General features: G+C 63.8%; 10 protein-coding genes. All 10 read left to right on the top strand.

What is annotated here, in order from left to right:
• Positions 1–2,238 (top strand): ImcF-related family protein (locus FEM54_RS01385; protein WP_138449166.1); only part of this gene is annotated, 2,238 nt, incomplete at its 5' end.
• Positions 2,235–3,821 carry a type VI secretion system protein TssA gene (tssA, locus tag FEM54_RS01380; protein WP_138449164.1) on the top strand — a complete coding sequence of 529 codons (1,587 nt, stop codon included), beginning with the start codon at positions 2,235–2,237 and terminating at the stop codon, positions 3,819–3,821. The genes FEM54_RS01385 and tssA, both read left to right, overlap by 4 nt.
• Positions 3,822–3,845: 24 nt before the next feature.
• Positions 3,846–5,615, top strand: coding sequence for a type VI secretion system baseplate subunit TssF (gene tssF / locus FEM54_RS01375; RefSeq protein ID WP_138449162.1), 1,770 nt, complete (start codon positions 3,846–3,848; stop codon positions 5,613–5,615).
• On the top strand, positions 5,579–6,676 hold the full coding sequence (tssG, locus tag FEM54_RS01370; RefSeq protein WP_138449160.1) for a type VI secretion system baseplate subunit TssG: 1,098 nt from the start codon (positions 5,579–5,581) through the stop codon (positions 6,674–6,676). Before tssF ends, tssG begins: the two co-directional genes overlap by 37 nt.
• Positions 6,657–7,193, top strand: coding sequence for a type VI secretion system lipoprotein TssJ (gene tssJ, locus FEM54_RS01365; RefSeq protein WP_065944078.1), 537 nt, complete (start codon positions 6,657–6,659; stop codon positions 7,191–7,193). The genes tssG and tssJ overlap by 20 nt, the downstream gene beginning before the upstream one ends.
• Before the next feature lie 3 nt (positions 7,194–7,196).
• Positions 7,197–7,637, top strand: coding sequence for a type VI secretion system baseplate subunit TssE (gene tssE / locus FEM54_RS01360; protein ID WP_138449158.1), 441 nt, complete (start codon positions 7,197–7,199; stop codon positions 7,635–7,637).
• A 17-nt stretch (positions 7,638–7,654) separates the two neighbouring features.
• Positions 7,655–8,386, top strand: coding sequence for a type VI secretion system ImpA family N-terminal domain-containing protein (locus FEM54_RS01355; RefSeq protein ID WP_171045784.1), 732 nt, complete (start codon positions 7,655–7,657; stop codon positions 8,384–8,386).
• 310 nt (positions 8,387–8,696) lie between these two features.
• Positions 8,697–9,320: an aldehyde dehydrogenase family protein gene (locus tag FEM54_RS01350; protein ID WP_420875310.1), complete on the top strand. Its 624-nt coding sequence runs from the start codon at positions 8,697–8,699 to the stop codon at positions 9,318–9,320.
• A 62-nt stretch (positions 9,321–9,382) separates the two neighbouring features.
• The gene (locus FEM54_RS01345) at positions 9,383–11,257 is read left to right on the top strand and encodes a feruloyl-CoA synthase (RefSeq protein ID WP_138449154.1); all 1,875 of its coding nucleotides are present in this window, start codon (positions 9,383–9,385) and stop codon (positions 11,255–11,257) included.
• Positions 11,254–12,489 (top strand): thiolase family protein, encoded by a 1,236-nt coding sequence (locus tag FEM54_RS01340; protein WP_138449152.1) that lies wholly within the window; start codon positions 11,254–11,256, stop codon positions 12,487–12,489. The genes FEM54_RS01345 and FEM54_RS01340 overlap by 4 nt, the downstream gene beginning before the upstream one ends.
• The last annotated feature ends 9 nt before the right edge of the window (positions 12,490–12,498 follow it).

Below are 12,498 nucleotides of genomic sequence, written 5' to 3'. Positions count from 1 at the left end.
TCGTTCGTGACCAATCGCGTGCAGATTGGCGAGGTCGAGCGTTCGGTGGCGGCGTTGCAGCAGCCCGGCAGCGGCGACGTGCAGTTGACCGCGCTCAACGATCTGACCCGTGAACTGGCGCGTCTGGATTATCGCGCTAAAAACGGCGTGCCTTGGTATCAGCGCTTCGGCCTGGAGCAAAACCAGAACCTGCTGGCAGCGGTGTGGCCGCATTACGTGCAGGCCAATAATCGTTTGATGCGCGACCCGGTGGTGGTCAACCTGCAAGGCCGGCTCAAGGCATTTATCGCCTTGCCGCCCGGTAGCGAACAGCGTGCGGGGGCTGCTGCAGGGGCCTATGAGAACTTGAAGGCGTACCTGATGCTGGCCCGGCCGCAAAAGGCCGACGCCACCTTTTTACGCAAGGCGCTGGTAAACGCCGAACCCGCGCGCAGCGGCGTGTCGGCGGGGCTTTGGCAAGGGTTGTCGCCGGTCTTGTGGGGCTTCTATGGCGAGCAGTTGGCGGCGCACCCGGACTGGGCGATCAAGGCCGACCCGGCGCTGGTGGCCCAGGCCCGTCAGGTGTTGCTCAGCCAGTTGGGCCAGCGCAATGCGCAGGCCGCGCTGTATCGCAAAGTGCTCGACATTGCAGCCAATCAATACCCGGTGCTGAGCCTGCACGGCATGGTCGGTGAAACCGATGCCTCGGCACTGTTCACCACCACGGCCAGCGTAGCGGGGGTGTTTACCCGGCAGGCGTGGGAAGGCCGGGTGCGGCAGGCCATCGATGAGATCGCCGAAGCACGCCGCGAGGAAATCGACTGGGTGCTCAGCGACAGTCAGACCGACATCGCCAGCGAGCTGACCCCGCAGATGCTCAAGGAGCAACTCACCGAACGCTACTTCCAGGACTACGCCAGTGCCTGGCTGGACTTTCTCAACAGCCTGCGCTGGCGCAAGGCCGAGGGCATGGGCGATGTGATCGACCAGTTGACCCTGATGACCGATGTACGCCAGTCGCCATTGATCGCGCTGATGAACACCCTGGCCTACCAGGGCCAGGCCGGCACGCGCACGCAGGCTTTGGCCGACTCGCTGATGAAGTCGGCCAAAGACTTGCTCGACCAGGACAAGGTGCCGCTGATCGACCAGCAGAGCCAGGTGCCGCGCAGTCCATTGGACGGCACCTTCGGGCCGCTGCTGACGTTGCTTGGCAAAGACACCGAAGGCCAGGCCGACAGCGAGCGCCTGAGCCTGCAAGCCTTCCTCACCCGCGTGACACGGGTGCGCCTGAAACTGCAACAAGTGAGCAGCGCCTCCGACCCACGGGAAATGACCCAGGCCCTGGCGCAAACCGTGTTCCAGGGCAAGAGCGTCGACCTTACCGACACCCAGTCCTACGGCAGCCTGATCGCCGCCAGCCTCGGCGCGGAGTGGGGCGTGGTCGGCCAGACGCTGTTTGTGCAGCCGCTGGCGCAAGCCTGGCAACGGGTGCTGCAACCCTCGGCGGCGGGGCTCAACAACCAGTGGCGGCGGGCAATCGTCACCGACTGGCAGGGCGCGTTCGCCGGGCGTTATCCGTTCGCCAACACCACCAGCGACGCCTCGCTGCCGATGCTGGGGCAGATGATCCGCGCCGACTCCGGGCGCATCGAGCAGTTTTTGCAGAACCAATTGGGCGGCGTGTTGCGTAAGGAAGGCAGCCGCTGGGTGGCCGACCCGCGCCACAGTCAGGGGCTGCGCTTCAACCCGCAGTTCCTGGCGGCGATCAACCAGCTCAGCCAATTGGCCGACGTGATGTACACCGACGGCGGCATGGGCATGAGCTTCGAGTTGCAGGGTAGGCCGTCGCGCAACGTGGTGCAGACCAACTTCATTCTCAACGGCGAGGAGCATCAGTACTTCAACCAGCGCCAGGCGTGGCAGCGCTTCAACTGGCCGGGCTTCAGCGACGACCCGGGGGCGAGTTTGAGCTGGACCAGCGTGCAGAGCGGCGAGCGTTTGTTCGGTGATTTCGAGGGTACCTGGGGCCTGATCCGCCTGCTGGAAAAAGCCACGCTCACCCCGCTGGACGACGGTGACAGCCGCTTTCGCATGGTGCTCAAGGCCCCGGATGGCCTGGACCTGACCTGGAACCTGCGCACCGAAATGAGTACCGGGCCGCTGGCCTTGCTGGCGCTGCGCAATTTCACCTTGCCGCAGCAGATTTTTCTGGCTGAGAGCACGGCGACGACTGCAACACAGGGGAACCTTGAATGAGCCTGCACACCCTGGTCACCCAATGCCTGGGCGAACGTGACGCCGTGGCCCTGGCCCGTCAGCAGGCCGGGCCCTGGCAGGCGTGGCTGCAACCGATCAGCAGCGACGCGCCCGCCGGCCACGACCCCGGTTACGACGACGACTTCCAGCGTATGCGCGAAGAGGTCAACAAGCTCTCCGGCGCCGATGCCGAGCAGGTGGTGCAGTGGGCGCAGAAACTGCTGGAGCACACTTGCAAGGATTTGCGCGTGGCCACCTATTACCTGTGGGCACGCCTGCAAAAAGACGGGGAGGCCGGGTTGGCGGATGGTCTGACTTTGTTGGCTGCACTGGTGGAGCGCTATGTCGCCGAGGTGCTGCCGACGCGGCCCAACACCCGCAAGATGGCCCTGGAATGGCTGGCCAGCGGCAAGGTGTTGGACAGCCTGTCGCTGTACCCGGAGGTGGTGCGCGGCGAGGCCGAGCGTACGGTGGCGGCGCTGGCCTGGTTGGAGCATGGGCTGCAAGCCTGGCCGGCGGATCAGCGCCCGGCCCTGGGCGCGTTGTATGACGCGTTGTCGGCAAGGTTGGCGCAGTCGGGTGGGGTGGATGCGCTGGTGCCGCAGCACAGCGCCAGTCATGAAACCAACCTGCATACGGCGGCGCCCGGCGTTACGACGATCAAGTCCGGGCGCGACCTGCTGGACAACGGTCGTGCGCTGGCCGGTTATTTGCGCGAGCAACCCCTGGGGTGGCTGGCGGCGCATCGGCTGATGAAAAGCCTGCGCTGGGACACCGTGCACCAGGCGCCGCCGGAGGAGGCCAGCGGCACCACGCGCCTGGCACCGCCGCGTGGCGATTACCGTGCGCAGCTCAAGCGTCTGTACCTGCAACAGGGCTGGTCGGAACTGCTCGACCAGATCGAACGTATGTACGCCGAAGGGGTGAACCATTTCTGGCTGGATTTGCAGTGGTATCTCTACCAGGCGCTGAGCAAGCAACCGGCGCCGCAGGACAGTTGGGCGGACATCGTCAAGCGTGACCTGGGGATGTTCCTTGAGCGTTTGCCGGGCCTGGAGTTGCTGCACTGGAGCGACGGCACACCCTTCGCCGACGAGACCACCCGTGACTGGATCACCCAGCACGTCAGCGGCAATCGCCCGCAACAATGGCTACCCGCGCCACGGGCGGTGCTGACCTCGGCCGACGCCGACATTCTCTCGCTGGAAAGTGAAGCGGTGGCCCAGGCTGACAGTGATGGCGTCGAGGCGGCGCTGGCCTGGTTGGCGGCACGCCCAGGTGCGCAGACCGGGCGCCAACGCTGGCTGTTGCGGCTGTTGATGGCGCGGGTTGCCGAGCAATACGGCAAGAGTGACCTGGCGATGCACCTGCTTGGCGATCTGGATGCCACAGCGCAGCAGCATGGCCTGGCGACCTGGGAGCCGGAACTGAATTTCGAGGTCAAGGCGCGTCTGCTCAAGCTGCTGCGCTTGAAAACCCAACGCAACGATGCCGACAAACCCGGCCTGGCCCGGCGCACCGAAGCGTTGCTGGCCTCGCTGGTGGCGATCGACCCGGTACGCGCCGCCGTGCTGTGCGGCTAACCCTTATTGAGCAGGAGTGTGTTTGTGAGCATGGATAATTTGACACTGCGTTACTTCGACGCCGAGATGCGCTACCTGCGCGAAGCCGGCAAGGAGTTCGCGCAGGCGTTCCCCGACCGGGCGGCGCAACTCAACCTGGATAAACCCGGTGCCCAAGACCCTTACGTAGAGCGCCTGTTCGAGGGCTTCGCGTTCCTGATGGGGCGCCTGCGCGAAAAGCTCGATGATGACTTGCCGGAACTGACCGAAGGGCTGGTCAGCCTGCTGTGGCCGCACTACTTGCGCACCATTCCGTCGCTGTCGATCATCGAGCTGGCGCCGGACCTCAAGCAAATGAAGCACAGCGAACCGATCGCGAAGGGCTTCGAGGTGTTGTCCCAACCTATCGGCGCACAAGGGACGCGCTGCTGCTACACCACCACCCAGGCGCTGACCCTGCAACCTTTGGCGCTGGAGCAGGTGCGCCTGGCCTACGAGCTGGACGGCCGTTCGGTGTTGCGCCTGCGCTTTGCCTGCGGCGCCTTGACCGACTGGGGCGAGATCGACCTGAGCCGCCTGCCGCTGTACCTCAATGCCGACGCGCCGCTGGCCAGCGCCTTGCACCAGGCCCTGACGCTGAACACCCAGGCGGTGTATGCGCGCCTGCCAGGGCAAACCGAGCGCCAGGCGCTGCAGGCGCATTTCGCACCCAAGGGCTTTGCCGATGAAGACCGCCTGTGGCCCAAGGGCGACAGCGCCTTCAGCGGATATCAGTTGCTGCTGGAATATTTCACCTTCCGCGAGAAGTTCATGTTCGTGACCCTGTGCGGGCTGGAACGCCTGGCGTTGGCTGCCGGCACGCCCTGGTTCGAATTGGACGTGGTGCTGCGCGAGGCCTGGCCCCACGAATTCAGTCTCAATCACGAGCATATTCGCCTGCATGCGGTGCCGGTAATCAACCTGTTCCCGCTGGAAGCCGACCCCTTGACCCTGGCACCGTTGCAGACTGACTACCTGTTGCGGCCGATGCGCTTGCAGGACGGCCATACAGAGATCTATTCGGTCGACCGGGTCACCTCGTCGAAAAACGCCGAACGCCACGACTATGTGCCGTTCACCAGCTTCCGCCACAAGGGCGGGATGCTGCGCGACGACGCGCCGGAGCGCTACTTCCACACCCGCTTGAAGCGCTCGGCCAAGGGCCTGCACGACACCTGGCTGATCCTGGGCGGCGAGGGCTTCGACGCGGACCGTTTGAACACCACCGAAAGCCTGTCCCTGCGCCTGACCGGCACCAACGGCCTGTTGCCGCGCAAAGCATTGCAAAGCACCTTGCTCGACACCGCCGTGCAATCGACCCAGGCCGGTCTGCGGGTGCGCAACCTGTGTGCGCCGAGCCTGCCGCAGTACCCGCCCAACCGGGATCGTTTCCATTGGCGGGTACTCAGCCACCTGGGCTCCAACTTCCTGCCGATGCTCGACAGTGCCGAGGTGCTGCGTGGCACGCTGGCGCTGTACGACTGGACCGGCAGCGAGTTGAACCGTCGTCGCCTGGAGGCGATGGTCGATGTTCGCCACCATCTGGTTCAGCGCTTCGAAAAGGGCTTTTTACTGCGCGGCGTAGACATCGAAGTCACCCTGGATGCCAACGGGTTTTCGGGGGAGGGCGATATCAGCCTGTTCGGTGAAATGCTCCACCGCTTCTTTGGCCTGTATGCCGACATTCATTTATTCAACCAGCTCACGCTGATCCTGCAACCTACTGGAAAGTGCCTGCGATGGAACGAGAACCACAGTCAGCGTATTCCCGGCTGAAAGCCTCCGGTCTGCTGGACGCACTGGGCGGGCGGGTCGCGGAGGCCAACCTGTACCGGTTCTGCCAGTTGCTGGAACAGGCGTTGCCCGGTCACCCCTTGTTGGGCAGCACTGCGCACCCGGCAGATGACCCGGTGCGCTTTCGCCCCGACCCCGGCATGGGCTTTCCTGCCGGGGAACTGCGGGCCATCGAAACCGATGAGTACCATCCCGAGCGTCCGGCCACGGTGCGCACGCGCCTGCTGGGGCTGTACGGCGTTGATTCGCCGATGCCCACCAGCTTCCTGGATGACATTGCCCAACGCCGCGAAGGCCATGAAGCCCTGGAGGCGTTTCTGGATATCTTCAATCACCGGATCTTTACCCAGTTCTATCGGATCTGGCGCAAGTACTCCTACCCTGCAGCCTTCGAAAGCGGAGGCCGCGACGCCACTTCGCAATGCCTGCTGGGGTTGGTGGGCCTGGGCATTCCCGGGACGGCGCAACAGGTGGCTACACCGATGTCGCGCTTTTTGGCGCTGCTGGGCGTGATGCGCCTGCCCACGCGCAACGCTGAAGGCATCACCGCGCTGGTCAAGCTGTTGGCGCCCAATACCCAACCCAGGGTGACACCGCACTGGCCGCGCAAGATTCCGTTGGCGCAGCCGGCGAGTCTGTCCTCCAGCCGCCCGGTGGGCTTGTCCCAGGGCACGCCGCTGGGTAGCGCCGGCTTTGATGCCAACAGCCAGTTGCACCTGGCGCTGTACACCGAAGACCTGGACGAAGCCCACGGTTGGCTGCCGGGAGGCCAGTTGTACACCGACCTGCTGGTGTTATTGCGGGTATACCTGGGCTGGCGCTGCACCGCGAAGTTGCAGTTGTCGCTGCCGGTGCGCAGCTTGCCCAAACCCGTGCTGGGCGGCCCACCGGTGCTGCTGGGCATGACCGGCGTGCTGGGCCTGGGCGGCACGGCCTGGCAGGTCGGCGCCGACGACACCATCACCATCAATCTGGGCCGCTATCAGGGCCTGCAAGGTAACCCCCAGTTCAGAGAGGCACAGCATGTCGCGTACCGTTTTTAATGCAGTAACAGTGGCGGTGCTCGGGGCACTGCTGGGCGGCTGTGGGCTGACTCAGAAGGTGACGGACGCCACGGTGTCCACGACCCAGTCGATCTTTTACAAGCAAGTGACGACCCTGCACCTGGATTTCACTGGCCGGGCGGCGATGAACACCGACGTGACCGACATGAGCGGCCTGTCGGTGCCCACGCTCGTGCGTGTGTATCAGTTGCGTGACGACACGCTGATCAACAAGGCGACTTATGAACGCGTGCTGAGCGATGCGGACAACCTGTTGAGTGCCGATCTGCTGGACCAGCGAGCCCAGGTAGTGAAGCCCGGAGAGGGCGCGCAACTGAACATGCCCATGCATAAGGACGCGAAGTTTGTCACGGTGGTGGCGTTATTTCGCAACCCGGATACCGTCAAAAACACCTGGCGCCTCACCCTGTCCCGCGAAGACTTGGACCCGGACCAGGCGCGGGTGATCGAGTTGGGTAACAACCGATTGACGCTGCAAACACCCGTGGAGAAATAGCGCATGGGAGAGCTGAACCCCTCGCTCTACGAAATACTCCTGCAGAACTTCGACGGTGAAATGGACCTGCATCGCGTGCGCGAAGAAGACCAGCAAACCCTGTCGGTGCTGGACAACCTGCAACGCATCCTCAACAGCCGCGCGGGCTCGTTGAGCCACCTGCCGGATTACGGTTTGCCGGACATGGGCCAGATCCTGCAAGGCTTGCCCGCTTCGGCGCACGGGCTGATGAACACCCTGGTGCACACGCTGCTCAAGTACGAGCCTCGTTTGGCGGCGGTGCAGATCGAGCTGCTGCCGCAAGCCGTGCCGGGCCATCTGGAATATGCCCTCGACGTCCAACTCAAAGCCGGCGAGCAGGTAACTTTTGCTGCCACCCTGGCGCCCGAGGGCAAGGTGTTGGTACGCCATCTGAGACGGCAGAACTATCTGTCGAACCCATGAACCCTGAAGGAGGCGCAATGACGGCGTTATTGGAAAGACCGCTGCGAGTGGGCGGCGACCCGAGTGGCTTGCGTGAGTTTGCCTTGCTGCGTAATGAGCTGGCCAAATTGACGCATCCGGCCTGTCCGGATGTGGACTGGGCCCAGGTGGAGCAATTAAGCCTGACCCTGTTCGAAAAAAATGGCGCCGACCTGCAAACCACCGCCTGTTTTGCCCTGGCTTGCAGTCACCTGCGGGGGCTGGAAGGCATGGCCCAGGGTGTAGAGATGATCGATGCCGTGTGCCGCGCAGACGGTAGTGTGTGGCCTCCCAAGGTGTCGGCACGCCTGGATATATTGGGTTGGTTGTTCGGCCAATGGCAGCGGGTACTGCGCAGCCTGGAAATCCCACGCTCGGCATTAGCCGCTCTGGCCAACATGGACAAAAAGCTGGAGGGGCTGGCAAGGCTGTTGGTTAGCCAGAGGCATGAGCCGCCGGTCATGCTGCAAGCGTTACGTCAGCAGCTCGGTGGGTTGATGCAGCGCTTGGCGCGTCGTACCGAAGCGGATGGGCGAGCGCCAGTCACCAGCCCAACGCCGGCGTTGCCTCCCTCAGTGCCCGTGGTGATTGTGCCAATTGAACCGCCGCCTGAGGAGCCTCCTGAATGTCTACCTGCGGTTTCGCTTGTGCGTAAGCGCACCCTGTTCTGGTGGCTGCTCGGAGTGGGTGCGGTCATTGCGCTGGCGTGGGGGAGCAGGTGGTGGATATAGTCGGTATCCGCCGTTCGTCTTTTCGTGTTTGAACCCCGTAATAAACAAGTACATCATCAAGTATTCTAGCATCAGCGTAATAAAATTAATCTCAGATAAATCAATGAGTAAACCACCCAATGCGAGTCTCGTTTCCCGCTCCAAAATTTGATCCACAGATGTCCACTGGACGCTGGGATCCACGAAATAGACGCTTAGGCGTCTTTTTTCGTTTCTGCGGAAAACTACTGGAATCCAGGGCAATCCGGTACGTTTAAGTATCGTTTTAAGTACTGTCTAACCGACAGACTCGAATTCGTATTGTTGCTGGATCCCCTCAGGTCGCCAAACCACCCTCTCGCAAATCCTCAGGGTCTTCAAAAAAGACATTTTGCCGACCCTCGCTGAACGTCCTATCAAAAGCATCGCCCGCCATGACCTGCTGGCCATTCTCAATACCATCGAACAACGCAAAGCCTTCATCATGGCTGAAAAATGCCGAACCTGGTTCAACCAGCTGTTTCACTATGCCCTGGCCAAGGGCGCGCGGCTGGTGATAGGCGGCCAGCTCGAGGGCAGCATCCTGCAGCCGACCCTGATCGATGGCGTCACCGAACAGATGCGCTTGTACCGCGAAGAGTCCTTTGGCCCGGTGGCCGTCCTGCTGCGTGGTGAGGGTGATGAAGCCTTGTTGCGCCTGGCCAACGATTCCGAGTTCGGCTTGTCGGCGGCGATCTTCAGTCGCGACACCGGGCGCGCGCTGGCACTGGCGCAGCGGGTCGAGTCGGGTATTTGCCATATCAACGGCCCGACCGTGCATGACGAAGCGCAGATGCCGTTTGGTGGGGTCAAGTCCAGTGGGTACGGCAGCTTTGGTGGCAAGGCGTCCATTGAGCACTTCACGCAATTGCGCTGGGTGACCTTGCAGAACGGGCCACGGCATTACCCGATCTGAGCAGTTGCTGCGACATAACAATAACAAGGCGGCTGTGATCCGCCTTGCTGGAGGACATCCTTGTGAGTTCCGAATTCCGACCGCAACCCCAGCCCGCACCGCGATACCGCGAGGTCTCCATCGGCCACGCACCGGTGGCGGTCACTGAAGAAAACGGCGTGTTGCACATGCGCTCCCTGGAGCCCCTGGCCGAGTTGCCGGCGCGCCTGCTCGATCGCCTGGTGCATTGGGCTCGGGTACGACCCGAGCAGACGTTTATCGCGGCACGCCAGGCCGGTGGGGATTGGCGCCGTGTCAGCTACCGCGAAATGCTCGACAGCGTGCGCGCGATTGCCCAGGGCCTGCTCAGCTACGGGCTGTCGGCGCACAAGCCGCTGGCCTTGCTGTCCGGCAACGACATCGAGCATTTGCAGGTTGCCCTCGGCGCCATGTACGCCGGTATTCCGTACTGCCCGGTCTCGCCGGCGTACGCGTTGTTGTCCCAGGATTTCGCCAAGCTGCGGCATGTCTGTGACCTGCTGCAACCCGGGCTGGTGTTCGTCAGCGATGCGGCGGCCTACCAGCGTGCGATCGAGGCCGTATTGCCGGCCGAAACCCCGTTGATCTGCGTGCGCGGCCAAGTGCCCGGGCGCAGCCAGATAAGCTTCGCCAGCCTGTTGCACACGCCGGGGGGCGCTGAGGCCGAGCAGGCCTTCAATGCCACCGGTCCCGACAGCATTGCCAAGTTTCTCTTCACCTCGGGCTCGACCAAATTGCCCAAGGCCGTGATCACCACCCAGCGCATGCTCTGCGCCAACCAGCAGATGCTGCTGCAGACGTTTCCGGTGTTCGGTGAGGAACCTCCGGTGCTGGTGGATTGGCTGCCGTGGAATCACACCTTTGGCGGCAGCCACAACGTCGGCATCGTGCTCTACAACGGTGGCACCTTTTATCTGGACGACGGCAAGCCCACGGTCCAGGGTTTTGCCCAGACCTTGCGCAACCTCAAGGAAATTTCGCCCACGGCTTACCTGACGGTCCCCAAGGGCTGGGAAGAGCTGGTCAACGCCCTGGAACAGGACGCCGAGTTGCGCGAGCGTTTTTTTGCGCGGATGAAACTGTTCTTCTTCGCCGCCGCCGGCCTGTCCCAAAGTATCTGGGATCGCCTCGACCGCGTGGCCGAACAGCACTGCGGTGAACGCATCCGCATGATGGCCGGGCTGGGCATGACCGAAGCCGCGCCGTCCTGCACCTTCACTACCGGGCCGTTGTCCATGGCCGGCTATATCGGTCTGCCCGCGCCGGGCTGCGAGGTGCGCCTGGTGCCGGTGGACGGCAAGTTCGAAGGGCGCTTTCGCGGGCCGCATATCATGCCGGGATACTGGCGGGCGCCCCAGCAAACCGCCGAAGTGTTCGACGAACAGGGGTTCTACTGTTCAGGGGACGCGATCAAGCTCGCCGACCCTCGGCAGCCGCAACTGGGCCTGATGTTCGATGGGCGAATTGCCGAGGATTTCAAGCTCTCTTCCGGGGTGTTTGTCAGCGTGGGTCCGTTGCGCAATCGCGCGGTGCTCGACGGCTCGCCCTATGTGCAGGACCTGGTGATTGCCGCGCCCGATCGCGAGTGCCTCGGAGCACTGGTGTTCCCCAGGCTCTACGAATGCCGTCGGCTGGCGGGCCTGGACGCCGCCGCCAGCGATGCCGACGTGCTCGGCAGCGCGCCGGTGCGCCAGTGGTTCGGCGACTGGTTGCAACGCCTCAATCGCGAGGCCACCGGCAATGCCAGTCGCCTGGAATGGATTGCCTTGCTCGACGAGCCGGCGTCCATCGACCGTGGGGAAATCACCGACAAAGGTTCGATCAACCAGCGCGCCGTGCTGCAATGGCGCGCGGCCAAGGTCGAGGCGTTGTATCGCGGCGAAGAGGCCACGATCCTGCGCGCCGAGCCCAAGCCTTGAACGGGCAGTATTCGGCATTTGCCGATGTGGCAATTCTCGAGGCCGTGCGCACCCCCTGGATTGACCTGGGTGGAGCACTGTCTCAGGTCTCACCCATCGACCTGGGGATCAAGGTAGGCCGTGAGGTACTGGCCCGGGCGGGTATTGAACCGCAGGCAGTGGACAGCGTCCTGGCCGGCTCCATGGCCCAGGCCAGTTTCGATGCCTACTTGCTGCCACGGCATATCGGCTTGTACAGCGGGGTGGCGCAAGCGGTCCCGGCACTGGGGGTGCAGCGCATCTGCGCCACCGGTTTCGAACTGTTGCGCCAGGCTGCCGGGCAACTGCAGGACGGCGTGCAACTGGCCTTGTGTGTGGCCAGTGAATCCATGTCGCGCAACCCCATCGCGGCTTACACCCACAGGGGCGGGTTTCGTCTTGGCGGCGAGGTCCAGTTCAAGGATTTTCTGTGGGAGGCCTTGTACGACCCGGCTCCGGGCCTGGACATGATCGCCACGGCCGACAACCTGGCGCGCCGTTATGGCCTGGGCCGCGAGGCGGTGGACCGCTACGCCTGCGCCAGCCACCAGCGAGCGTTGCAGGCGCAGCGTGACGGCGCTTGGGTTGACGAGGTGGTGGCGGTCGATAACCAGCTATTCGAGCTTGAGGGATACCAGCCCAGAGGCATCAGCCTGGCGCGTCGGACCGCTGCCGTCAGCGAGGACAGCCACCCTCGGCCCACCGACCTTGCGAGCTTGAAACGCTTGCGCGCCGTGCATCCCGGCGGCGTGCAAACCGCCGGCAACAGTTGTGCCGTGGTGGATGGCGCGGCGGCGGCGTTGGTGGGCCGCGCCTCGGCCTGCACGCGGCCGGCCCTGGCGCGGTTGCTGGCCAGCGCGGTGGTCGGCGTGGCCCCCGAGTTCATGGGCATCGGCCCGGCACCGGCGATTCGTCTGCTGCTGCAACGCAGCGGGTTGAATCTGGATGACATCGGCCGCTTCGAGATCAACGAAGCCCAGGCCGCCCAAGTGCTGGCGGTGGCCCATGAACTTGAGCTGGACAGCGCCCGCCTCAACGTCCAGGGCGGTTCGCTGGCACTGGGGCATCCACTGGCTGCCACTGGGCTGCGCCTGGTCATGTCCCTGGCCCGACAACTGCGTCAGCACAACCTGCGCTACGGGATTGCCGCGGCGTGTGTGGGCGGCGGGCAGGGCATGGCGCTGCTGATCGAGAACCCTGCTTTTCGCGCTTGAGTACGTGAT

This window comes from Pseudomonas edaphica (genome assembly GCF_005863185.1).
Classification (GTDB): Bacteria; Pseudomonadota; Gammaproteobacteria; order Pseudomonadales; family Pseudomonadaceae; genus Aquipseudomonas; species Aquipseudomonas edaphica.
The sequence above is the reverse complement of the archived record's forward strand: the minus strand, read 5'-3'. Positions and strand labels throughout refer to the sequence as shown.

What these genes read in the sequence shown, in the direction of transcription:
- tssA (WP_138449164.1), top strand. Translation starts at nt 2,235, where the DNA reads ATGAGCCTGCACACCCTGGTCACCCAATGCCTGGGCGAACGTGACGCC.
- tssG (WP_138449160.1), top strand. Translation starts at nt 5,579, where the DNA reads ATGGAACGAGAACCACAGTCAGCGTATTCCCGGCTGAAAGCCTCCGGT.
- tssJ (WP_065944078.1), top strand. Translation starts at nt 6,657, where the DNA reads ATGTCGCGTACCGTTTTTAATGCAGTAACAGTGGCGGTGCTCGGGGCA.
- tssE (WP_138449158.1), top strand. Translation starts at nt 7,197, where the DNA reads ATGGGAGAGCTGAACCCCTCGCTCTACGAAATACTCCTGCAGAACTTC.
- FEM54_RS01355 (WP_171045784.1), top strand. Translation starts at nt 7,655, where the DNA reads ATGACGGCGTTATTGGAAAGACCGCTGCGAGTGGGCGGCGACCCGAGT.